The sequence below is a fragment of the Parabacteroides sp. Y3-G-102 genome (genome assembly GCF_023656845.1).
In the GTDB taxonomy this organism is placed as follows: domain Bacteria; phylum Bacteroidota; class Bacteroidia; order Bacteroidales; family Tannerellaceae; genus Parabacteroides; species Parabacteroides distasonis.
The window spans coordinates 1-22,684 of sequence record NZ_JAMOKU010000034.1; the positions used below are offsets into that span (position 1 = coordinate 1).

At 47.3% G+C, this 22,684-nt stretch carries 20 protein-coding genes and 1 pseudogene; 5 read left to right on the top strand and 16 right to left on the bottom strand.

Annotated elements, in window-relative coordinates:
• Positions 1-122: 122 nt before the first annotated feature.
• Positions 123-800: pseudogene (locus NBH16_RS16190) on the bottom strand (ParA family protein); the annotation flags it as partial.
• A 561-nt stretch (positions 801-1,361) separates the two neighbouring features.
• Between NBH16_RS16190 and mobA the strand changes: the two are divergent.
• From mobA to mobC, 3 genes are read left to right on the top strand one after another with little or no spacing between them, the layout of a single operon-like run.
• Positions 1,362-1,784, top strand: coding sequence for a conjugal transfer protein MobA (mobA, locus tag NBH16_RS16195; RefSeq protein ID WP_118409742.1), 423 nt, complete (start codon positions 1,362-1,364; stop codon positions 1,782-1,784).
• Positions 1,769-3,037, top strand: coding sequence for a conjugal transfer protein MobB (gene mobB, locus NBH16_RS16200; protein WP_007566686.1), 1,269 nt, complete (start codon positions 1,769-1,771; stop codon positions 3,035-3,037). The genes mobA and mobB overlap by 16 nt, the downstream gene beginning before the upstream one ends.
• Before the next feature lie 18 nt (positions 3,038-3,055).
• Complete coding sequence (mobC, locus tag NBH16_RS16205) at positions 3,056-5,065, top strand: conjugal transfer protein MobC (protein WP_007478174.1); 2,010 nt, start codon at positions 3,056-3,058, stop codon at positions 5,063-5,065.
• A gap of 43 nt (positions 5,066-5,108) precedes the next feature.
• Here mobC and NBH16_RS16210 read toward each other — a convergent pair whose 3' ends face one another.
• The 4 genes from NBH16_RS16210 to NBH16_RS16225 all read right to left on the bottom strand — a co-directional run bounded on the left by NBH16_RS16210 (position 5,109) and on the right by NBH16_RS16225 (position 8,975).
• Positions 5,109-6,125, bottom strand: a complete 1,017-nt coding sequence (locus NBH16_RS16210; protein WP_004309977.1) for a nucleotidyl transferase AbiEii/AbiGii toxin family protein — start codon at positions 6,123-6,125, stop codon at positions 5,109-5,111.
• 9 nt (positions 6,126-6,134) lie between these two features.
• A complete protein-coding gene (locus tag NBH16_RS16215; RefSeq protein ID WP_004309978.1) occupies positions 6,135-6,836 on the bottom strand; it encodes a DUF6088 family protein in 702 nt (233 codons plus the stop codon).
• Positions 6,837-7,782: 946 nt separating this feature from the next.
• Entirely contained in the window at positions 7,783-8,193 is a 411-nt protein-coding gene (locus NBH16_RS16220) for a hypothetical protein (protein WP_004309979.1), read from the bottom strand.
• Between the two features lie 155 nt (positions 8,194-8,348).
• Entirely contained in the window at positions 8,349-8,975 is a 627-nt protein-coding gene (locus NBH16_RS16225) for a Crp/Fnr family transcriptional regulator (protein ID WP_004309980.1), read from the bottom strand.
• 943 nt (positions 8,976-9,918) lie between these two features.
• Between NBH16_RS16225 and NBH16_RS16230 the strand changes: the two genes are divergently transcribed.
• Positions 9,919-11,235, top strand: a complete 1,317-nt coding sequence (locus tag NBH16_RS16230; RefSeq protein ID WP_004309982.1) for a DUF3945 domain-containing protein — start codon at positions 9,919-9,921, stop codon at positions 11,233-11,235.
• Between the two features lie 25 nt (positions 11,236-11,260).
• Positions 11,261-13,348 carry a type IA DNA topoisomerase gene (locus NBH16_RS16235; protein ID WP_004309983.1) on the top strand — a complete coding sequence of 696 codons (2,088 nt, stop codon included), beginning with the start codon at positions 11,261-11,263 and terminating at the stop codon, positions 13,346-13,348.
• 96 nt (positions 13,349-13,444) lie between these two features.
• Here NBH16_RS16235 and NBH16_RS16240 read toward each other — a convergent pair whose 3' ends face one another.
• The 11 genes from NBH16_RS16240 to NBH16_RS16285 all read right to left on the bottom strand — a co-directional run bounded on the left by NBH16_RS16240 (position 13,445) and on the right by NBH16_RS16285 (position 22,618).
• Positions 13,445-13,963: a dihydrofolate reductase family protein gene (locus NBH16_RS16240; protein WP_004309984.1), complete on the bottom strand. Its 519-nt coding sequence runs from the start codon at positions 13,961-13,963 to the stop codon at positions 13,445-13,447.
• A gap of 406 nt (positions 13,964-14,369) precedes the next feature.
• Positions 14,370-16,442: a bifunctional DNA primase/helicase gene (locus tag NBH16_RS16245; protein ID WP_119958727.1), complete on the bottom strand. Its 2,073-nt coding sequence runs from the start codon at positions 16,440-16,442 to the stop codon at positions 14,370-14,372.
• Positions 16,405-16,764, bottom strand: a complete 360-nt coding sequence (locus NBH16_RS16250; protein ID WP_004309986.1) for a helix-turn-helix domain-containing protein — start codon at positions 16,762-16,764, stop codon at positions 16,405-16,407. The genes NBH16_RS16245 and NBH16_RS16250 overlap by 38 nt, the downstream gene beginning before the upstream one ends.
• A 104-nt stretch (positions 16,765-16,868) precedes the next feature.
• A complete protein-coding gene (locus NBH16_RS16255) occupies positions 16,869-17,771 on the bottom strand; it encodes an RteC domain-containing protein (RefSeq protein ID WP_004309987.1) in 903 nt (300 codons plus the stop codon).
• A 31-nt stretch (positions 17,772-17,802) separates the two neighbouring features.
• A complete protein-coding gene (locus NBH16_RS16260; RefSeq protein WP_004309988.1) occupies positions 17,803-18,645 on the bottom strand; it encodes a helix-turn-helix domain-containing protein in 843 nt (280 codons plus the stop codon).
• 28 nt (positions 18,646-18,673) lie between these two features.
• Entirely contained in the window at positions 18,674-19,132 is a 459-nt protein-coding gene (locus NBH16_RS16265; RefSeq protein ID WP_004309989.1) for a hypothetical protein, read from the bottom strand.
• Positions 19,133-19,162: 30 nt separating this feature from the next.
• Positions 19,163-19,585: a hypothetical protein gene (locus NBH16_RS16270; protein WP_004309990.1), complete on the bottom strand. Its 423-nt coding sequence runs from the start codon at positions 19,583-19,585 to the stop codon at positions 19,163-19,165.
• 71 nt (positions 19,586-19,656) lie between these two features.
• Entirely contained in the window at positions 19,657-20,049 is a 393-nt protein-coding gene (locus tag NBH16_RS23570; RefSeq protein WP_010803471.1) for a hypothetical protein, read from the bottom strand.
• Positions 20,050-20,131: 82 nt separating this feature from the next.
• Positions 20,132-20,722: a T6SS immunity protein Tdi1 domain-containing protein gene (locus NBH16_RS16275; protein WP_119958725.1), complete on the bottom strand. Its 591-nt coding sequence runs from the start codon at positions 20,720-20,722 to the stop codon at positions 20,132-20,134.
• A 77-nt stretch (positions 20,723-20,799) separates the two neighbouring features.
• On the bottom strand, positions 20,800-21,906 hold the full coding sequence (locus tag NBH16_RS16280; protein WP_004309994.1) for a tyrosine-type recombinase/integrase: 1,107 nt from the start codon (positions 21,904-21,906) through the stop codon (positions 20,800-20,802).
• Positions 21,907-22,003: 97 nt separating this feature from the next.
• Positions 22,004-22,618 carry a TetR/AcrR family transcriptional regulator gene (locus NBH16_RS16285; RefSeq protein WP_004309995.1) on the bottom strand — a complete coding sequence of 205 codons (615 nt, stop codon included), beginning with the start codon at positions 22,616-22,618 and terminating at the stop codon, positions 22,004-22,006.
• Positions 22,619-22,684 lie beyond the last annotated feature (66 nt).

Consider the following 22,684-nt stretch of genomic DNA (forward strand, 5'->3'; position numbering starts at 1 on the left):
CTATAGAACCCGCACATCTTTGGGTTGAATTGATGTAACAATAAATCATAGAACGATAAAATGAATAAACGACATTATGAACATACGTTACCCAATATACGAGGGAGTTTATCGAATACTTACTTTTTATCCGCCACCAGTTCCTTTTTGTAGCGTTTGGTATCGGGGATAAAGGTTTTCATCAGCGGCAGTTCCAGTTCCTTAATGGTCTTGTCGTAGGCGGTGTAAAGGTCTGTTTTCTCCCTACCGTCCACCATGTTCCAAAAGAGGTACAGCCCTGCAAGTCGGCAGGCTTCATTCTTCACTAATAGCTTTTGGATAGCCATTGCGAACGACAGGCTGCTTTCCAGCACCACCTTGTCGGCTGAAATGGGGGTGAAAATGTAGTCCATGCCCGCAAGGGAGTTTATCACGCCCTCGCTGTTCACCGTGCCGGGCAGGTCGAAAAACACTATATCCGGCACGTGTCCGGCGGCTATATATCCGTCAGCCGTTGCAATCGCCTTTTCGGGCGAACTGCACAGTACCGGGTAGGCTTTCTTCCCCAGCCGGGTGAACTGTTCATACGCCATGCGCTTGTAATCTTCATCCGCCCCGACCTGCTCGGCATCCCGCTTGCGCATCCCGGCAATGGAGTGCTGGGGGTAGTCGCAATCGACCACCGCCACATTGTAGCCTTTGAGGTAGTATAGGTAACTCGCCGCCAGCACGGTAAAGGTGGTTTTGCCGACCCCGCCCTTTTGTGTGGAAAAGGCGACATAAAGGGGTGTTTTCTCGTTTTCCATATTGCTTCCGTTCATTATTGGTTGATAGATTTGTTTATTGCTTTCAATCATTCTTTCCATATTGCAATCTTGAAATATTGAAAGACTGTTTTATTTCAATCTTGTTTTCCTGCTTTCATTCTTTCTTGAAATATTGAAATCCTGCAATCATGTTTTATTGAAATCCTGCTTTCAATCATTCTTTCCTGATTGGAATATTTCTTTCAATCTTGCTTTCAATATTGAAATCCGATGCAAAAAAAGGGAGAAAAAACGTCCCCTGAAAACCTTGTCCCGATTTGTCCTGCGCTGTCCCGTTTTGTCCACCAACCACCTATTTTACAGCATTATAAATCACCGTTACTTTGCAGCGGAGTAACGAACCGCAGGGGGCGCAGGTGTAAAACAGGGCTGGTGAATGGCTGGGCTTACCGTTCCACGCTAACCCCAATCCGTCCGTGACGGATTTCGATTTTCGTCAGAAAATAGCAAGGTGTGTTCTATGGCACATAGAACCGTTTTCCGTGCCTGAAAACGCCTTGCCCCTGTCGGGGGTAAAAATCACTCCGAAGTCGTAATTTTTTAATCCAAAGAAGCATGGAAACAAGAAGAACCAACAAGGGCGGTCGCCCCGCCCTCGCAGACCCGGCGAAGCATCGCCATGTCCTTTACCTGAACGACTGGGAGAATGCCCGCTTCCTCTCGCAATGGGAGCAGTCGGGCGTCACGAGCAAGTCCCGTTTCATCGCCGCCCGGCTGTTCGGCGAGCCGTTCCGGGTGGTGAAAGTGGACAAATCGGCAGTAGAATATTGCGCCCGGCTGACCGAATTTTATGCCCAGTTCCGGGCGGTTGCGGTCAATTACAACCAAGTGGTAAAGGCTCTGAATAGTAACTTTTCGGAGAAAAAGGCACTGGCTTTTCTCTATAAACTGGAGAAAGCGACCACCGAACTGGCTGTGTTGAACCGTCAGGTTATCGACCTGACAAACGAGTGCAGGGAACTATGGTTGCCAAAATAAGCACGGGCGGCAATATGTTCGGCGCACTGGCATACAACCAAAACAAGGTGGACAGCGGGGAAGCAAAGGTGCTTTTCTCCAACCGGATGCTGTTGGGCGAGGACGGGAATTTCTCTATCGGCGAGTGTATGCGCAGCTTTGAAATGCAGATGCCCGTCCAGCTATCCACCAAGAAGCCGATACTTCATATTTCCATAAACCCGCACCCGGAAGACGTGCTGACCGACCGGCAGCTTTCCGACATCGCCAAAGAGTATATGCGGAAGTTGGGCTATGGCGACCAGCCTTATCTGGTGTACAAGCATACCGACATCGACCGCCACCATATCCACATCGTGGGGTTGCGGGTGGACGAGAACGGCAAGCCGCTGAATGACAAGTTCGAGCATCGGCGCAGCAAGCAAATCACCCGTGAACTGGAGCAGAAATACAACCTGCACCCGGCAGAACGAAAGGAACGTGCCGAACGCCCCGAACTTAAAAAGGTGGACTATGCCGCCGGGGACGTGAAGCACCAAATCGGCAACACCGTGAAAGCGGCTTGCTATGGCTACCGCTTCCAGTCGTTCGGGGAGTACAAGGCTTTGCTTGCCGCTTACAACGTGTGCGCCGAGGAAGTCAAAGGCGAGATAAACGGCAAGCCCTATCAGGGCATTGTCTATTCCGCCATGAACGACAAGGGCGAAAAGGTGGGCAACCCGGTAAAGGCTTCCCGCATCGGCAAGTCGGTAGGTTATGAAGCGGTGCAGCGCAGAATGGAGAAATCGGGCGAAGCAATTAAGAACGGGAAACTGAAAGAGCGCACCCGGAAGATTGTAGCCACTGCCATGCAGACCGCCCGCAGCCGCAAGGAACTGGAACGACAGCTAAAGAAGCAGGGCATTGATGTGGTATTCCGTCAGAACGACAACGGGCGCATCTATGGCGTTACGTTCATCGACCACGACAGCCGGGTGGTGCTGAACGGTTCACGCTTGGGTAAGGAGTATTCGGCGAACGTGTTCAACGAACGTTTTTCGGGCGAAACCGGAAAGATACACCAGTCCGAAGTGGCAGCACCGCAGCAAGACCAGCCCACGCATCAGGAACAGCCGGGCTTCACGCCGAAAGCCGACATCGTTTCGGGCATGGCTTCCGTGCTGGGTGCTTTCGGCGGTTTGCTGGGCGGCGGTGCATCAGGCGGTGACGAGCCGCAGGACACCGACCGCCAAAAGAGAAAGAAGAAAAAGAAGCGCACAAGGCGCATCAACTAACTTAAAAACATTACAATCATGCAACAGGAAGATGATTTGAGAGGGCTTGCAAGGGTCATGGACTTTATGCGGGCTGTCAGTATTCTATTCGTGGGAATAAACGTGTACTGGTTCTGTTACTCCACCCTGAAAGAATGGGGAGTGACGTTTGAGGTGATAGACAAGATACTGTGGAACTTCCAGCGCACCACCGGGCTGTTCTCGTCTATCTTATGGACAAAACTATTTTCGGTGGTGTTCCTCGCCCTGTCGTGTATCGGCACTAAGGGCGTGAAAGAGGAAAAGATAACGTGGGCGAAGATACATTGCAGCCTTGCGGCGGGTGTCGTGTTGTTTTTCCTGAACTGGTGGCTGCTGGAACTTCCGCTGCCACATACGGCGGACACTGTGTTTTATATCGCCACGCTGTCGGCGGGCTATATCTGTATGCTCATGGCGGGTACGTGGATGTCCCGGTTATTGAAAAACAACCTCATGGATGATGTCTTTAATACCGAGAACGAAAGTTTCCAGCAGGAAACAAGGCTTATCGAGAACGAGTATTCTGTAAATCTGCCTACCCGGTTCTACTATAAGAAGAAGTGGAACAATGGCTATATTAACGTTGTAAACGTTTTTCGTGCGAGTATCGTGTTAGGAACGCCGGGCAGCGGGAAGTCATACGCAGTAGTAAATAATTACATAAAACAGCAAATCGAGAAAGGTTTTGCGCTCTACCTGTATGATTATAAGTTTCCTGACCTTTCGGAAATCGCTTACAATCATTTGCTTAACCACTTGGACGGCTACAAGGTCAAGCCGAAATTTTACGTTATCAACTTTGACGACCCACGCAAGAGCCACCGATGTAACCCTATAAACGCCAGCTTCATGTCGGACATTGCGGATGCTTATGAAGCCAGCTACACGATTATGCTTAACCTCAATCGAAGCTGGATAAGCAAGCAGGGCGACTTCTTCGTGGAAAGCCCGATTATCCTGCTTGCAGCCATTATTTGGTATTTGCGCATCTATCAAGGCGGCAGGTATTGCACGTTTCCCCATGCCATAGAACTGTTGAACAAGAAATACGCTGATGTATTCACGATTTTGCGCAGTTATCCCGAACTGGAAAATTACCTTTCCCCGTTCGTGGACGCTTGGGAAAGTTCGGCAGTTGAACAGTTGCAGGGGCAGATTGCCAGTGCAAAAATCCCGCTTTCAAGGATGATTTCACCCGCCCTTTACTGGGTAATGACGGGCGATGATTTTTCACTTGACATCAACAACCCGAAAGAGCCTAAAATACTGGTTGTCGGCAACAATCCTGACCGCCAAAATATCTACTCGGCAGCACTGGGATTATATAATTCCCGTATCGTGAAGCTGATAAACAAGAAAGGTCAGCTTAAAAGTTCGGTGATAATAGATGAATTACCAACTATATATTTTCGGGGGTTGGATAATTTGATTGCCACCGCCCGAAGCAACAAGGTTGCGGTTCTGTTAGGCTTTCAGGATTACAGCCAGCTTACCCGTGATTACGGGGACAAGGAAAGCCGGGTTATCCAAAATACTGTGGGTAACGTGTTCAGCGGTCAAGTAGTCGGTGAAACGGCGAAAATCCTTTCCGAGCGTTTCGGAAAGGTGTTGCAGAAACGGCAGAGCATGACGATAAACCAACGGGAAAAATCCACCTCGATAAGCACCCAAATGGACAGCCTGATACCCGCCAGCAAAATATCCAACCTCACGCAAGGTATGTTCGTGGGTGCTGTGGCGGACAACTTCGATGAACGGATAGAGCAGAAGATTTTCCACTGCGAAATCGTGGTGGACAACGAAAAGGTGAAGCGGGAAACCGCCCATTACGTGAAGTTGCCGCAGATTATCGACTTCACCGACAAGGACGGCAACGACCGGATGCAGGAGGAGATACAAGCCAACTATGACCGCATCCGTCAGGAAGTCAGGCAGATAGTCGAGGACGAGATAACCCGGATTAAGAACGACCCGGAGTTATGCCACTTGATTAAGGAGGAAGAATAGCTATATATAATAATGTATGGAGTGAAGAACAGCCGATGTAGCTTTACGGTTGTTCTTCATTTTGCTTTTTGGTGCGGTAGGCTTCAAAACGCACTAATATTTCGTGCAGGTTCTTCAATGCTTCCACAGCCTTGCCTATCGGCGGCATCTTGCTTTTGTCGAAAGTCAGTTTCTTCAAATCGGTAGTGTACGCCGTAGCCACTTCGGGTAACGCCATGACCGCTTCGGCATCCTTGAATATCGGTGCATCAGCCAGCGACAAGTGCGAACGGGAGTTTTTATTTAGTCCGTCCTCTATCGTCACCCGGTACATGGCATCCAAGAAATCTTCCGAATGTAGGTAATCGTTATATTCCTGATTGTGGTAGAGTGCCGACAAGTCGTAAACGTCACGGATATGCTTTGCCAACAGTGCGGCTGCATCCTCATTGTAAGACAGCTTTACCAGCCTTGAAACCTTGTCGCAGATAGTCTTTCGGGGGTTGATACACTGCGTTTCAAAACTTTCCAGCCCGTAGGTGCTTATCAGTTCCTCTTGCCCGATGCTTTCAAGAAAGGCGGTCACAATCGGTTTGATAACCCGCTTGTCCGCCGGGTAGAACATCAGTTTTTTGTCCGGCAGGTCACAGGATTTTATCTCTACTTCCAAATGTTCTTTCAGTCCCACGCCTTGAAATACATTGTCATACGAGAAATACAGTTTACGGTAATTACCGCCCGTTTCCGACAAATCTTCCTTGTATATGTCACTATTGAGTTCGGCTATGTATTTGGAAAGTTTCTTGTTCAATGTCTTTTCTGCCTGCTTGGACGCACCTTTATCACCCGTGAACACGAACAAGTCCAAATCTTCCGAGAAACGTTCTATCAGCCCGTAGGCTTTGGAAAGTGAAGTTCCGCCTTTGAAGTAGGTCTTATCCGCATATTCGGACATGGAAATATCCCGCAGTATCTTCGATACCCAGTAATCCTTTTCCACGTGCGACTGCTCGTAGCCGAAATGGTCAGCCGCCAGTGCGATGATTTCCTTGAACGCTTCCTTGTCCGAATGTAAATTCATATTTCTGTCCTATGCTGTTTTATAATCCAAGTTGAACCGTGTCGTGGGAAGAATGGTCTTTGCCATTTCCGTTTGCAATACGGTTTGTCTGATGTCGCCCAGTATATCCGCCACCACCTTTCTGACACGTGGCGGGTAACTTTTCGCCAAAGATACGATTTTTTCCAGTTCCGGCAGGCTGTACCCGTTGAAATATTGGCTTTTGACCCGGTTGTAGATGTCCTGCCCGGTTGTTCCGGGTATGCGCTTCATGTCCTTTATCGCATCGAGCAGCCGCAAGTACGGGACAAGGCTTTCATCCGGATAGACCATGCAGTAGGCTTTCACGCACTCTATATCCAAGTTCTTGAAACGGAAACGGCGAACCGGGTTAGGAGTGGCTATCGTTATGGTTGTGGCTACCTGTTCGGTCAGCCCCATTTTGTTATAGATGTAAGCCCCCGTGATATAGCCGTTCAGTTTTTCAGTCAGGTAGCGGAACTGTTCATCCTGATAGACAGGCAGCTTTCCCAGCCCCAGCACTGATTTCTTGGGACGGTAGTACGCCCCCTTTTCAACCCGTACCAGTACCCCTTTGCGGCTCTGTTCGGAAAGTAGCACCGCAACATTGGCGGTCTTTTCCGTTTCAAACGATAAATCCCGGAACGTGAATATACGCCCGGTATCTATCCGTTCAATCTGCCCAAGTATCTCTTTTCTGAATGAAGCCATATTTATGTCCTTTGTTTCTATATGCAAAGATAGTATATTATGTAATCACCTGCAAAAACATAACAAAGATTTTGCCGAAGATGTTTTCTTTTTGTCGTGTCACCTGATAATAGGAGAATAACGGAAACTCAATCAAAGGCTTGCCATACGCTTCATAAACGCTTCACAAATGGCTCACAAGTATAATGCGATTTTTGTAAAACTGTTGATTATAAGCCGAAAACAATATATACAAATGGCTCACAAATGGCTCGTTTAAAGCAAGCGATTAACTTCGGTCTGTACCCGTTTTAAATCTCCAACCAACAGTTGGAGATTTACCGCACCCGGATAATTTCAAGCTCCGCAGGACAAATTCGGGCATCCCTTGCCCCCGTTTTTAGTCGCTATCTGTAGACTGGACTATTATTATACCATTCAATAATCAAATCATTATCGTTATTATGGACATTTAAAGTGAAAAAGATATTCCTATAATGATTAAAGCAATAGATGCAAATATGTATCTATATCTTTTTGTAGAAAACATTGCTCCTATACAAGAGATAGATACAGCAAATTGCATACATTTTAAACTTAACTCTGTAGTCTTAAATATACACATAGACAAAAAAGATAATGCCAAAACAAATAGTATAGCATTCAATATATATTTCAGTTTCATATTCCTTTGATTTACATTGACCTTATTAGCAGTAGCATATAAATTGCTCATCCTAACCCAATAACCAATCCTATACAAAAGAACAAGGTGAATCTCTTTTCCTTGTGTTTCAGCCCATAGACCAGCCCGATAATAGCACATAAAGGAATATTAGATGAATCTGCATTTTTTCCTTTATTTACAAGGTATTTATGACTTTCTTTGCTCAATTTGCAAATCTCACGGTTCTCATTGTTCTGTTGTAGCATACATTTATGCAACTTAATGTTCCCATGATTCAGTTTAATCTATTTTCTCTAATTCAATTGTAGCTACTTTCTCTTTATCTGGACTAATTTCATTCTGTATAATGGTTATATGTTTTTGGGTATAGCTTTTGATAATCCAAGGGGCTCCACCCAAATATAAAGCATTGCTATTAAATGTGATATATTTCCCTTCTATTGTATAAGTAATATCAATTTCATCGTAACCTTCCCAATTTACTTTCCCTTTCCGAGTATCTACAAATTGCATACCGACCCCCATATTTTGTACTGTCCAAGCCTCACAATGCCCTGTTCCACGCCATGAAGTCTGATAAAGTGCTTCGGGGGTTAATTCATTTGTCTGTTCATTATCATCGTCGCAGCTTATAAAGCTGAATGTACAGAGGAATAGCATAAGTATTCCAAGAATTTCTTTTGTTTTCATATTCTTTTTTTTAATCTCTTGTTTAACTCATTCAATCTTTATTTTGTCTCTTCGTTGAACCAACCAAAGATAAGACAAAGATAAAAAGAAGAATTCTTTGGCAGATTAAGATACTCTTGGAATATTGTTATGAATGTAAATTTCTAAACCTATGTTTATTTTTTGTTGTCAAAACTTTGCTTGCGTCTGATTCGGCTCATGTGTATGGGTGTAATTTTAAGGTAGGATGCTATTTCTTTTAGTGATACCATTTGAAGGATTGCAGGGCATTTTTTTAAAAGTTGGAGGTAACGCTCTTCCGGTGTGAATCTGAATAAATCCAAATAACGTGAATATGATTGGAAAAACATCTGTTCGGCTGCGATACGGGCTATCCGTTGGTTTTCATTATTTTCCTTGAATTTTTGCTGTAAGAATGTAGAAGAACAGATGTAAATCTCGCACGGGATTATCGCCTGTATATTCAATTCTGATTTCATGCCATATAAGCAAGTGGGATAATCGGCTATAAATTCATTTGGAAAGGAAAAACCGACATTATACGGCTTGTTTTCTGTCCGGTTGGTGCAACTGTATTTGACTACGCCTGATAAGATAAACCCGAAGAAAGAACAGGCATCACCTTCATGGAGAATAAACTCATTCTTTTTATAATGTCGTAACTCTCCATGTTTCAGACACAACTCCTTGAAGAAGTCTATGTCTATGTTACTCATATATGAATTGAATTCGGCTATCATTTGTATATAAGAGAAATGTATAAAAAATATCTGAATTTCCATGTTTGGAGTTTAGTCTGTTTTTTGTCTATATATCCAAACCGTACTAAACTTTTTTCTGTTGACTGCAAGATATAAGTACTGGCGAAAAGAGTAAGAATAAAAGGTATTTCTTTTTGACAGTATTACTTTTAATAATTTGAGGAGGAAATAATACTCTAAGTAAAGGCTTATTCTACCGTCCGAGAGCTTATTTTGCTCCAGCTTGGGGTTTTCTTTCGTTTTATTTTCTAACATTGCCATTGTTTAGAGGTTTTATCTCGATTTAGGTGCCGTAACCGGGTAATTACACTAAATAGTTGATTTTCTTTTGTTTTCTGCGGATGCAAAGGTACAAAAGAAAATGATATTTCAAAGTGTACTGAATAACAGAAAATGGCAAAAATAGAGAAAAACAGAAAATATTCAAATGACTGATAATAAGAAAGATGAATTATTTTTATTCTATAATCTCCATGTCTTGTATCGGCATTGGCATTGGGTGGTAAAGAAGCAATAGATAACATCCATATTCTAAAAACTATTCCCTACATAGAAATGTCACTCCAATCTATCGGGGATTTGAAACGAGTGCAATAACAGATTACTAACGAAGCGCGATGACGCTTAAACAGTGTTCCCCGCTAATCCATTAAAGGGTTCACATATGGTTCATACTCGAATGATTTTCTTTTGCAAAATATGCAAATTACTTGAGTTTTAGCTATTTCAAAAAACGACCAAAGGGTTCACAAAGGGTTCATCGAAAGAGAGTGAAATCATTCACTCTCTTTTTTATGCCCTTTTCAATTCTGCAACCAATGGTTGCGGAATTTCATCCCACCCGGACAAATCGGGACACCGCAGGACAAATTCGGACAGCCCTTGCCGCCCGTCCAAATATAGCATATTTAGTCGCTACCTTTGGGCGGGACTATTCCCGTAACCACTAAAATTCCAATTATTTATGGCAAACAGAATGACCCCGCCCGCAGAGGGGCAGGAAAAAGACGTGCTGCTGGTCTTGGATAAACAGCAGGGCAAGGTGAGTGCCGTTAAGGGTATCGACAAGGAGGGCAATTTGCAGACCGTGCCGCCGACACACGGCGGCGAGTTCATGCAGGTGGACAAGAACAGCGATGTGTTCAGCAACTTCATTTCCAACTTCTACCGCAAGTATCAGGACACTTCCGGGCTGGAACTGTTCAGCGTCAAGGCTTCCGAAGCGGAGCGGGACGCAAAGGCAATCGAGGACAACCACCGCAACCCTACACCGGAGGGCAACAAGCGGGCTGAAATGCTTCGAGTTCCGAAGCCCGACTTCCACGAGTTCAAGCAGGGCTACCGCTTCGACCCGTCAAAAATCGACTGGGAGAACCTGAAAAAAGTCGGCATCACCGCCGACACCCTGAAAAACACGAAGGACTTCGACCGGGTGATGCGTGGCTACAAGTCCCGCAACACCTACACCGTTTCGGGGACGGTGGGCGGCTTCTACCTCAAACCTACCGATGTCAAGCTCTCTTTCTATCAGGCTAAGGACGGCACGGTAGTCCCCAAGCTGCACGGCGTGCAGCAGGACGAGAAACTGTTGCAACGCCCGTTCCATGAACACGGGTTCACCAAGCAGGAACAGGGCAACTTGCAAGGCACTGGCAACTTGGGCGGCATCGCTGAAATCAAAGACCCGAAAAGCGGCGAGCAAATCCCCGTGTTCGTCAGCCGGGACAGGTACACGCACGAACTGGAGTATATGCGGGCTGACAAGTGGAAATGCCCCGATACAATCTGTAACGTGCAAGTCAGCCCGGAGCAGAAAGCCGCCTTTGAAGCCGGGCAAGCGGTGAAAATGGAAAACCTGCAATTCAGGGACGGCACGAAGCGCAGTGCCTATTTGCAGGTCAGTGCGGTGGAGCGTGGCTTGGAGTTCCTGCCCCGTGCCGCCGTCCAGTTCTTGCAGCAGGGACAGCAGCCCGCAGAGCAGCAGGTAGCCGGGCTAAAGGACGGCAAGGGCGTTGAGTTCAACGGTCATGTACAGCCCGGCGCACAGGGCAAATCCCCCGACAAGGTGCAGCCGAAAGACGTTACCCCCGCCGCCGAGAGCCGGACGCAGGTAGCGGTCAATTCGGGGGGCAAGACCAACGAAGCCACCAAGCAGGGCAAAGAGCCGCTGAAACAGGGTCAGGACAAGCCCACCGCCAAGCAGAAAGAGAAGCAGGAGAAAGCGCAGGACAAGAGCCTGAAAGCGGACAAGCCCAAGAAGTCCAGAGGAATGAAAATGTAGTACCCACCTTAAAAAGTAAAGAATTATGATAGCATTGATAGCAGAGAAGCCCAGCGTGGCAAAGGACATCGCCCGCATCATCGGTGCGACCGGGCGTAATGACGGTTATCTTTCCGGCAACGGGTATATGGTGACATGGGCGTTCGGCCACTTAATCCAGCTTGCCATGCCGGAAGCCTACGGCGTGGCGAACTTCCGCAGGGAGAGCCTGCCCATACTGCCGCCCGATTTCCAGCTAATTCCCCGTCAGGTGAAAGCGGAGAAAGGCTACAAGGCAGACCCCGGCGTGCTGAAACAGTTGAAAGTGATAAAGGAAGTTTTCGACCAGTGCGACAAGATTATTGTCGCCACCGATGCCGGGCGTGAGGGTGAGCTAATCTTCCGCTATATCTTCCATTACCTGAACTGTCGGAAACCATTTGTGCGTCTGTGGATAAGCAGCCTTACCGACAAGGCAATCCGTGAGGGGCTGGATAACTTGCAGCCGGGCGAATATTACGATAACCTCTACCTTTCTGCCAAGTCCCGCAGCGAAGCGGACTGGCTGATAGGGATAAACGCCACCCAAGCGTTGAGCGTTGCCGCCGGGCAGGGGGTGTTCTCACTGGGCAGGGTGCAGACACCCACGCTCGTGATGATATGCAGCCGCTATTTGGAGAACAAGAATTTCGTACCCGCCAAGTTTTGGCAACTCAAAGCGGCGACCGCCAGCGGGGAAATAAGTTTCACCGCCCAATCGACCGCCAAGTGGGAACAGCAGCCCGAAGCCATAGCCGCCCTGCAACGGGTAAAGGATGCCGGGCAACTTGTGGTTAAATCCGTTGAGAGGAAAGAAGCCTGTCAAGAACCGCCGCTTTTGTACGACCTTACCACGCTGCAAAAGGAAGCGAACACGAAGCTGAACTTCTCGGCTGACAAGACGCTTTCCATAGCGCAAAGCCTGTATGAAAAGAAAGTGATGTCCTACCCCCGAACTGGAAGCCGCTATATCCCGGAGGACGTTTTCGATGAAATGCCGGAACGTGTCGCCCTGCTGGGGCAATACCCCCGCTTTGCCGGGTATGCCGCCGGGCTGGACGGTGCGGCACTGAACCGCCGCAGCGTGAACGATAGCAAAGTGACCGACCACCACGCCTTAATCATTACCGAGAACCTGCCCGGCGAACTTTCCAAAGACGAGCGGGCGGTTTACGAGCTGGTAGCCGGGCGTATGCTGGAAGCCTTTTCGGGCAAGTGCGTGAAAGACGTTACCACCGCCTTGCTGTCAGGGGGAGATACCGACTTCACGGTGAAAGGGTCTGTGATGAAAGAAGCCGGGTGGCGTGCCGTGTTCGGCGAGCAGGAAACGGGCGGGGATGAAGAAGCCGCCAGCCTGCCGCCACTCCAAGAGGGAGAATATTTGCCACTCTCCGGCGTGGATCTGCTCGAAAAGCAGACCAAGCCGAAACCGCTGCACACGGAAAGCAGCCTGCTTGCGGCAATGGAGAACGCCGGAAAGGAACTGGAAGATGCCGAACTGAAAGCCAGCCTGAAAGATGCCGGGATAGGCACACCCGCCACCCGTGCGGCGATTATCGAAACGCTGTTCGCCCGCCAGTACATCGTGCGTGAGAAGAAGAACCTTGTACCCACCGACAAGGGGCTTGCCGTTTACAGGATTGTCAGGGACAAGAAGATTGCCGATGTCGAAATGACGGGCATGTGGGAAACCGCCCTTGCCAAGATAGAAGCGGGCAGCATGGATGCCGACATGTTCCGAAAGGGCATTGAGGTGTACGCCGCTCAAATCACGGCGGAATTGCTATCGGTGCAGTTATCTATCGCCAATGGCGAAACTTGTTCCTGCCCCAAATGCAATAACGGGCGCATCCTGTTCTACCCGAAAGTGGCGAAGTGTTCCAACGTGGACTGCACGCTTACCATATTCCGCAACAAGTGCGACAAGCAGCTTTCCGACAAGCAGATTGTCGAGCTGGCGACGAAACGCAAGACAGGGCTAATCAAGGGCTTCAAGGGCAAGAACGGCAAGGCTTTCGATGCTTCGCTTGTGCTGGACGAACAGTTCAATATCGGTTTTTCATTTCCCGAAAAGAAAGCGAAACCGAAGAAATAGCCTATCTTTGCCACTGAAATTTCATTGTGATAGGTTTTACAACTTATAATAATTGAAATTTTAGTGGTTGCGCCCGGCGGGAACCGGGCGCATTTTTTATACGCTCCCGCCAAACAGGTAGGTCGAACAGACCACCCCGTTATCCAGCACCCTGCTTTCCGAGAGTTTCCAATGTGAGCCGAATGTTTCCCCGATAAAGCCGATGCCTTTGCCCGCCATGACTGGGACGGTGTAGATAGTCAGGCTGTCCAGCAATCCGGCTTTAATCAATGAAGTAAGCAGCTTGCCGCCGCCAACTACCAATATGTCGGTTTTCTGTTTCAGTTCATAGACCCTTTGCAGCGGTTCTTCGGTCAGGAACTCCACGCCGCAGTCCGGCGTCACGTTGGTGTCGTAGTGTGACACCACAAAAGACCGCTTGCTTTTGTGCGGCCACCCGCCCCAGTGTTCAAAGATGTAGTTATAGGTGTTCGCCCCCATAAGCAGGCAATCCGCATCCAAATAGTATTTGCCGATGATAGCTTTTACTTTATCAGGCAACCAGTCCAGTTCATAGTCCGGCGTGGCGGTATGCCCGTCCAGCGATACGGCGATGTGCGCTTTGATTTGTTCCATATTGTCAGGTATTAAAGTGATATAAATCCCTACTGTCTTGGCACGTTAGCCGCCACCCCAAAAAGAAAGCGTGGCATGACGCTGTTTCAAAGTAGAGGTACTGGCATACCCAAATGTGGAAACAGTGCAGCCACGCTATGACAAACGCATAGCATATCCTGCGCTGAATATCCCCACATTTTGAAAAGTGCCAGTTTTCTACTTTGGGACGTTCGGCGAACGTATATGTTATATATAAAGGCAATATTCCGGCAACCGCCGTCCAACTGCCGTTACTTTTTTCGTGTAACTTCTGCAAAGTTAAGCAAATACCCTGAATTTTCACGTGCAAACAGAAAAAATCCTGCCGTGTTTCACAACAGGGCAGGACACAAGCACATGAATTACACAAGTTTTATCCATACGCTTATGGACAACTTGTGTTCCATCGAAGATTATATGAACCGATGACAAAACAGCTTTGGTTCGCCGTGTCTTTGGTGATGATGTCCCTTTCCCGCATGAAGCGGATATAGCTCTTTGCGGTGCGTTCCTTGATGTCCAAGACCTGCTGCAACTGCTCGCAAAGGTCTATGTAGGTGATGCGTGTCTGCCGCCCGAAGATGTCACGTGCGACATTCACCAGTTCCCTTTCCTTGCGCTTCTCCTTTTCCTCACGGGGCTTCTCGCCCTTGTACACGTGCATCCCGGCTTCCTTGTCCCAAGCAAAGAGCATCAGAGGAACGTCCAGCGGGCTTCCGTCCCTTACTTTCAGGGCTTTCACGACCGACTGGGCGGGTTCTTCGTCTTTCTCTATCGAAAGGATTGTAGCCGCCTTACGCTGCAACTCGCTGCCCAAATGTCCCCGCAGTTTCAAGCCGTTCGGTACAAAGTGTAGCACACAAAGAATACAGGTGTTGTAGATGCCCGCCAACCGATAAAGTTCATCTATTACCGCCACGCTTTCCGCTTCATCGTTGGCACTCTTAACAAGGTCGGCGATGCCGTCAATGACGACCAACTGGATGCCGCCGTACTGGTAGTAAAACTTATCCATGCTCTGCACAATGGCGTTCAGGCGTTCCTTGCGTGACATACCCGTCAGGCAGAACGCTTTCAGCTCATCGGGTTTGTCCGGCTGTTTGGCACGTGCCAGCAGGTTGCTTACATTCTTGAACAGTTGCACTTCCGACTGTTCGGTGTCATATAGCAAGACCGCCTTGTGCCTGCCGTTGGCGGTTATCTGTATGCCCAGCGTATCTATGTCCGCACCAGCCGGGCAGATGCAGCCCGCCACGATTGCGGCTACATAATTGCTCTTTCCCGTTCCCTCGCCCCCGGTGATGCCGAACAGGTTGCCTTGTGTTCCTAACGGAACGTCACCCGCCGAAATAATCTCTTGCGCTTTGGCGGGCGGGTTGTTGAAATCTATCTCGCACGATTTAAGCATAATCAATGTGTCGCTATACAGGTTGTCTAAAAATTCGATAAACAGTTTCAGGAAATCTTCACGGGTGTTCCCGGCTTTGAAGTAGTCGGATATGTCCTTTTCCTCTTTCGTTCCCGGAAGCGGGAGCAGCAGGCGTTTCACGCCAAATTCTTCCAATAGTTTTTCCTGCTTGCGTGAGCTTTCCCTGCCCGTCTTGTCCATGTCAAAGAGCAGGACGATGTGCTTGAAGCGGAACGTCAGCCGATAAACCAGCGTTGGCGGTATCGTCACCGTTTCGCTGTTGAAGCAGATAGCGTGAAAACCATGCGCCGCCAGCGAAAGCACGTCTTTCTCGCCGCCCGTGATGAATAGCGTGTCGCCTTTGGCGGGCAGTTGCTCCAGCCCGAAACAGTAGTTTTCGCCGAAGCTGCCGCCATAGAGGAAGCGGGGCGTGGAGAACGGGCGGTACAGCTTGATGTACTGTTTGCCCTTGTAGCCGTACATGGGTTCTGCCACCGATGAAGTGTAGGTGTACGGTTTGCCCTCTGCCGTTTCGCTGTTGTATTCCCGGAGCGAGCAGACCTTGTAATGTTCCAGCAGTTCGGGCGTGATGCCGTACTGTTGCCAGTACACCAGTTCGGCAAGCGGAAATTTCTGTTCCCGGAACTGGTAGGGCTTGACGGGCTTTTCGGGCTTTTCTTCGGGTTTGTCCGGCTCTGCCCGGCGGACGGTTGCCGGGGGAACGGAAACCGGAGTGCCGGAAGCCAGCCCCAAGCCCAAATCCCGGTCAATGATTTCCAGTATCTCCACGAAGTCAGCCGCCCGGTTGCAGTCCAGCCCCTTTAACTGCCCCACGAGGAAGAAGCAGTCGCCGCTGTAACTGTCGTTGCCGAAGTCTTTCATCTTGTAGATACCGCCCCGGCGGTCGAAGTAGATGTTGCAGGAAGCCTTGCTGTCCTCGTACAGCGGGTTAAGGAAGTTGCGACCTATGCGCCAGTTTCCGGGCAGGTAGTGTTTGAATACCGCCAGCCCGTTACTTGTTCTTTCTAAGATTTCCTCTTTCCTTAGCATACAGTTGGTGGTTGGTTATCAGGTTGTCGATGTTCTCTTTGTTGCTCCTAATCAAACGTTCTTCCAGCATCCGGCGTATCTCGCTGACCTTGTAGAAATAACGTCCCCTGATGTTGGAATAGGCGATAGTCCCCGATACCCGCAGGCGTTGCAGGGTCTTTTCGCTTATTTTCAGGAACGTGCAGACCTCGTAGCTGTCCACCCACATATCTTCTTCACTTTGTTTTGCCTTTTCTACATGATTGAATATGTAATCGGCAATGGCAGTAATTTTGTTGTCCAGTTCCTTGTAGGCTTTGGACTCGAATGTTATTATTTCCATAATGGTAACTAATTGATTTGCCGCAAAGTTCGGGTGTCCTGAAAAATAAAACGCCACAGGCGAACCCACCTGTGGCGAAATAAATTTTGTTAAAGAACGGTTGCCTAATCCTGTTCCCTCATGCGCAGCAGCAACCTGTCTTTCAGGGTGGAGAGGAAGCCTGTGCGGTCTTTGGTCTTGGCTTTGAGTTCCATGTAGGTATGGTAGAAGTCGCCGAGGTCGATGTCGAAAACGTATTCAAAATAGGCTACAATCTCCTTAATATCAACCGTTCCCTTGTTCAGACAGCCGCAGGCGTCCAGTGCATAGACAAGCTCCACCAACGCCCTTTTCGTCCCCGTCCAGCGTAGCACCTTTCCTGTGAAGCCGTTCTTCACCCGCTTGCGCTGTTCCCGGCGTTCCAGTTCGTGCAGTCGGTTGGTGAGGTATATTTCCAGCAGTTCGTTGGCTAAAATCTTGGCTACCTTGAAGTCGTGACTGGTGCTGAACTGTGGGTCTGTTTCGTAATAGAAACTGTCCACAATGATTTGTATGTCAGGCTTCCCACGCATGAAATACTGCCTGTCCAAGTAGGTGGCTTTCGTGCGGTGGTACTGGTAGAACGCCAAGTTCCGCTGGAACGACTTTGAAATCCGGTCGGTTTCCGACAGCAGGTAGTCCCGCTGCACGTCCTCGCTGCCGCTGGGAAAGCGCACCTCTATCTTGTAAACGGTGTTGTAATAGATGATTTTGCTTGCTAAAAGCGGTTTCAGTTCCTTGAAGAAGTGTATTTCTTCTTCCGTGCTGGCGAACGGGTAGGAGATTATAAAGGTTTTGAGTTCGCCCAGTATCTCTTGCAGGTAGTCCACGCACAGGCGGCAGAGCGTCAGCGTGTCCGCTGCGGTGTCCTCGTATTCCTGTATCTGCCATTCCACTTTTTGAAGCAGTCCGGCGAAGTATGTTTCCAACGGTATCTTATGTTCCATAACCTTGTGCTTATCTTTTATGAAGCACAAAGTTACGGGCATAAAAAATCTGTTTTATTCTTGATTTTTCACATTACGTTCTTGTAACTGTGCATTTTCTTGTTTCCTGCGCTTTTCTGCGTATCTCGCCCGGTGTGTCCAGCAAGTAAGCCTTGCAGAAGTCGTTCAAGTTCGATGTCGATGCGAACCCGGTGGTGAACGCCACTTCGGTAAGCGTGAGGTTTGTGTTCATCAGGTAGTGTTCCACGTCCTTTACCCGTTCCTTTATCACCCATTCTTTAGCCGTGTACCCGGTCATTTTCTTTACCTTTCGCCGGAACGAGCCGTATTCCATGCCGCATTTATCCGCCAGTTGCTCGGCATCATAGACCATGTAGCCTTTCAGACGTACCATTTCGGTGAACGTCTGCCTGCCCAGTTCCGGCAGCATCCGTTCGGCGTGGCGCAGCTCCTTTTCCGTCACCAGCAGGCGGTTGTCCCTTACCGGGTTTCTCCGCAGCAGGTGGAAAGCGTGGCATACCGTGTTGTACACGTTGCATAGGTACTGCCGTCCCGGTCGCATCCAGTGGAGCGCATCGCAGTAGGCGGTCAGTTCGGGTATGTCGTCCCGCTTGCGGTGCTGTTCCGCCAGTTCGTCCAGTATGGCGTAATGTGTGGTGGACATACCCAGCAGAATGATGATTGTCTTGTAGTCCTTGTACGCCGCCAGTGTCGGCGTTTCCGGCAGGCTTTTGAGCGTGTCGCACACGTGGGCGCACAGCCGCCCGTCCTTGCTGAACGGTTCAAGTTCCAAGTAGTTGTCCATTTTCCGGCTGTTGTGCAGCAGCCATGTTACCTTTTCGTCCAGTTCCTTGCAGGACGCTTCCAGTTCCGCTTCGGGAGCGGGCAGCAATAGTGATGTAATCCGTTGTTCCATATCTGATGTTTTATATATGAATGACATATCATTTGTTCCACCTCACGCAATCCGTCCAACCCCATTCATCGAACAGCCATGTTTCTAAGAAGAAAAGTACAAAGGGCAGCAGGAACAGAAAATATGCCTGTAATGCGCTGATATGCTTAGAGCGGCGGTAGCGGTTCAACAATGCCTGTACACGGGCTTTCCTGTATCGTGCAAGAATAAATACACAAATAAACAAAAACATTGCACCTAAATAGCCAAGATGTAAGGACGACCATTGCGGTACATTGTTAATCAGGAGAAAGTTACCGGGCAGAACTACTATCCACCACCAATACCAAAACAGCAGTATAAAACCTGACATCCGTCCTATCTTCTTGCCCCAAACCTCTCCCTTGAAATATAGGTAGTCAAAAAAATAGTATCTGTAATTCGTCCGGTTTGCACGCTGCTTCACTCGTTCAAAATAGTTATCTGTCTTTTTTATTCCTTTATTCATAATGGTTTGGTGAGGGAAAGCGTTCAGGGGTTATCTTTCCTTGTTACCAATGAATTTACTTTTATATATAGCGTACTCTACTGTGTAAGTAGCCAGCTTCACGCCCAAGAACATACCTACAAGCAATATATATGCTACTAAGCAATATTGATTATACAAGAGGTCTTTTAAGAATACAGGTATCAATAAGGCTATGATTGTAGCGTTCTGAAACCACTTCTGTACTTTCAATAAGAGGTTAATGTATAAATGATTTCCTATGTAATTGAACCCCCATTTATAATTATACCGTTTCAGATAAGATAGTGAAAACCACAATCCTACAAGTGAAGTAATAAGGGCTACTCGCCACCATGCTCCCATGTATGGGAACATACCTTTTAAGAATGTCAGCAAAACAACACCTATTATGCTACATTCATATACAATTCTTACTCTTGTTACATTATTCATATATGTACGCTATTGGTTAGAAAGGAGCATCGTCAGATGCTATCTTTCGTTGTTACTAACTTATTAAATCTTTATTGTATAATTTTTAGCCAATGACGATGTGTTATTATAAAATAAAGTAATACAACCAAAATGGGATAAATCATCCATGATATGAAGGAAGAAATCTTTTGGCTATTAAATATTAGAGGTTTACTCCTTATAATTTCCATACCTTTTTTCCTTTTGATATAATACGAACAGAATGTCTTGTATAGTAAAACATAGATTATGATAAAAAACACAAAAGGGGTTTTATAATTGAAATTCTCCTTTATCAGTAGATACGTCAATACTATAACAGGAAGAAATAATATTCCACATATTATCTGTATCGTCCGCTCATGTGGATTTTCCAATATAAATTTATCCCTATTAAATATGAATATCTGATAATACATCGCATCTAAAATGAATTTTGTCATAAAGAGTTATTCGTATTGTTAGTAATGGTTCAGCAGGGAACGGCTTGCCGTTATCCTGCGTTGTTATCAACCTATTCTATATTCACCATTTATCTGCAATTTCAAATTCGCCGATTGTTTGGGTACAAATGTCAATGTACGGAATAGTCTTGACTATCTTGATGTTTTCAATATCTTCACTTCCTCCCAAAGCCAAAAGTAGAGAATATCCAAAACACTCGTCATAATCTGGAGTTCCGAGTTTTTCTTGTATTATAGGATAATTTTCTAAATCAAACCAGCCTTTCAAGAAACTTTCATTTACCATTACCTTATTAAAAATCGCACGAAGATTGGCAGGAAATATTAAATATGTTCCGTATCTGACATTCAGATAAACGACGTAATTATTCAGTCTCGGATTCTTTACATAGGCAAAGAGATCGCCGAAAGCCGTACACATGAATGGTAGAAATGATTGGTCATCCTCCTTTTCAAAACAGGAGTTTATCACATCCTGATAATCGGATGGATTGATGAGCTTAAACAGCCCATTACAAAAACTTCCTAACCCGACCTCCTGCCATAAAGTATTCAGTTCGGGATAAGACAAATCAGCATATTTAGCAATAAAAGTATCATCTACTGCTTGCCTCTTGCTATTGAGGCTTTTTTCTAAAAATTCTTCGTACATATTTCTACGTTTTATGGTTGATAATTTATTTATAACCGCACCTTATGGTGTCGTTCCTACACTTCTATAACTGCACCTCACGGATTATCCAGTGTATCAAGGGGATTAGGGATTTTTGCTTTATGGGCACTTGACACATGAAGATAAATGGTTGTGGTCTTGATGTCGTTGTGTCCCAGCAATTCCTGTATCGTGTGCAGGTCTGTTCCCTGTTCCAGCAAGTGTGTGGCAAAGGAGTGGCGCAGCATGTGTACGTGTACACGGTGTTTGATGCCAGCACGATGTGCGGCTTCTTTCAGCACTTTCACCAATGCACTTGCCGAATATTGTTCTCCGGGTGTTTCGCCCTCAAACAACCATTTTTGTGGGCGATATTCCCGGAAGTAGTGCCGTAGTTCTTCCAGCAACTTGGGCGAAAGGAGCGAATAACGGCATTTCTTCCCCTTGCCCATGATGCGAACCGACATTGTTTCACTGTTGATGTCCTGCGGGGTCAGGTTAAGCAATTCGCTTCTTCTAAGTCCGGCAGAGTAAACCAACGAAATCATGCAGTGATGCTTGATGTTGGAAATTTGTGCAAGGATGCGCTTAATTTCATTCTTGCTCAACACTTCGGGCAGGCTCTTGTACTCTTTGGCACGGGTGATACCGCCGTAGTATTGCCGTTTGCCGCCTTTCACCTGCTCGTAATAGAACTTGATAGCATTGATGCGCATATTCTGTTGCGACACCGAGATTTTCTTCTCGTTCACAAGATAGAGTATGTACTTGTTGATGTCCGGCACTTTCAGGCGGTCGATGTTCCGTCCCTTGTGATATTCCATGAAGTCGCTGAAATAGGCACGGTATGTTTTGACGGTCGAGGGGCTGTAACGCTTCTGTTCCAGCAGTTCGAGGTAGCCTTTCGGCAGTGTGTATTCCCTTTTAGGTTTGGGATGCCGCACGTAAACCCGGCTGTAATCAATATAGGCGTGGGGTGAATAGCGGTCGTAGAAATCCGGCAGGCTGAAAGCGGCTGACGCTATGTATGCAGAGCCGTTGCCAGCCATTTCCATGCCTGTGTCTTGGGCGAGCAGTTGGGCGACAGCCTGACTGCTCGCATATTCTATCCGTATGTAGTCTGCACCGTCCCTTGTTTCTTTGTGCAGCACGATGCTTCCTCTTTGTTTCTGAACCTTATCCATGTCGCTGAATTTTGCTTCATGCTCCAAAGATAGAACAAAAATGCCACATTTTGAACATACGTTCAAAAATAATAGAGGTTAAAAAAACAAAACTGTATCAGGCTTTAAGCAGCGAATAGATATAGCGAAAGTTTTCTGCCAGTTCGTCCACGTTCAAACCGTTCAGGAATGCTTGTTCGTATGACAGTCCTAAAAACATTTGCCGGAACATGGTAGCCGTTTTCTTCACGTCCGTGTCACTTCTGATTTCCCCGCTTTCTTTTGCTTTCTGCACGACTTTCGCCCACAGGTCATGGTCATGGCTAAATACTCTTTCGATTTTCTGCCTGATGCCCGGATAGTACGTACGCACTTGTGACAGGAAATGAAAGTAGTAGAAGCTGGAGCTACAATCATGCGGGTCGCCATTGTCGCCAATCAGTTCAACAATCCTTTTCATGGAAGCGGCTACCCCTGCCACGTATTGCCCGATGAACTCTGCCAACGTATCGGCAGGAGTGGCAAACTTGTTTCCCGGTTCGTGCATTTTTAGCACGTATTTGTCTGCCACAGCCATGAATAAATCCAGCTTATGCGGAAAATAATAAACGATACCCGTTTTTGTCACCCCGCAGGCTTTGGCAAGCGTGATGATGCTTGCTTTCTCGTAGTTCATCCTGACAAATACCCCAAATGCTTTATCTATTACTTCTTCACGGTTAGTTATTATCATACACGTTTGTTTTTAATCGGTTACGAAGATACGGATTTTGTTTTAACCATTTGTACCCCAGTGCTT

Coding starts and splice junctions, on each gene's coding strand:
- mobB (WP_007566686.1), top strand. CDS start 1,769: ATGGTTGCCAAAATAAGCACGGGCGGCAATATGTTCGGCGCACTGGCA.
- NBH16_RS16270 (WP_004309990.1), bottom strand. CDS start 19,585: ATGAATAATGTAACAAGAGTAAGAATTGTATATGAATGTAGCATAATA.
- NBH16_RS16240 (WP_004309984.1), bottom strand. CDS start 13,963: ATGGAACAAATCAAAGCGCACATCGCCGTATCGCTGGACGGGCATACC.
- NBH16_RS16245 (WP_119958727.1), bottom strand. CDS start 16,442: ATGCTAAGGAAAGAGGAAATCTTAGAAAGAACAAGTAACGGGCTGGCG.
- NBH16_RS16215 (WP_004309978.1), bottom strand. CDS start 6,836: ATGGCTTCATTCAGAAAAGAGATACTTGGGCAGATTGAACGGATAGAT.
- NBH16_RS16255 (WP_004309987.1), bottom strand. CDS start 17,771: ATGCCCGTAACTTTGTGCTTCATAAAAGATAAGCACAAGGTTATGGAA.
- NBH16_RS16235 (WP_004309983.1), top strand. CDS start 11,261: ATGATAGCATTGATAGCAGAGAAGCCCAGCGTGGCAAAGGACATCGCC.
- NBH16_RS16220 (WP_004309979.1), bottom strand. CDS start 8,193: ATGAAAACAAAAGAAATTCTTGGAATACTTATGCTATTCCTCTGTACA.
- NBH16_RS16285 (WP_004309995.1), bottom strand. CDS start 22,618: ATGATAATAACTAACCGTGAAGAAGTAATAGATAAAGCATTTGGGGTA.
- NBH16_RS23570 (WP_010803471.1), bottom strand. CDS start 20,049: ATGACAAAATTCATTTTAGATGCGATGTATTATCAGATATTCATATTT.
- mobC (WP_007478174.1), top strand. CDS start 3,056: ATGCAACAGGAAGATGATTTGAGAGGGCTTGCAAGGGTCATGGACTTT.
- NBH16_RS16210 (WP_004309977.1), bottom strand. CDS start 6,125: ATGAATTTACATTCGGACAAGGAAGCGTTCAAGGAAATCATCGCACTG.
- NBH16_RS16230 (WP_004309982.1), top strand. CDS start 9,919: ATGGCAAACAGAATGACCCCGCCCGCAGAGGGGCAGGAAAAAGACGTG.
- NBH16_RS16275 (WP_119958725.1), bottom strand. CDS start 20,722: ATGTACGAAGAATTTTTAGAAAAAAGCCTCAATAGCAAGAGGCAAGCA.
- mobA (WP_118409742.1), top strand. CDS start 1,362: ATGGAAACAAGAAGAACCAACAAGGGCGGTCGCCCCGCCCTCGCAGAC.
- NBH16_RS16225 (WP_004309980.1), bottom strand. CDS start 8,975: ATGGAAATTCAGATATTTTTTATACATTTCTCTTATATACAAATGATA.
- NBH16_RS16265 (WP_004309989.1), bottom strand. CDS start 19,132: ATGAATAAAGGAATAAAAAAGACAGATAACTATTTTGAACGAGTGAAG.
- NBH16_RS16250 (WP_004309986.1), bottom strand. CDS start 16,764: ATGGAAATAATAACATTCGAGTCCAAAGCCTACAAGGAACTGGACAAC.
- NBH16_RS16280 (WP_004309994.1), bottom strand. CDS start 21,906: ATGGATAAGGTTCAGAAACAAAGAGGAAGCATCGTGCTGCACAAAGAA.
- NBH16_RS16260 (WP_004309988.1), bottom strand. CDS start 18,645: ATGGAACAACGGATTACATCACTATTGCTGCCCGCTCCCGAAGCGGAA.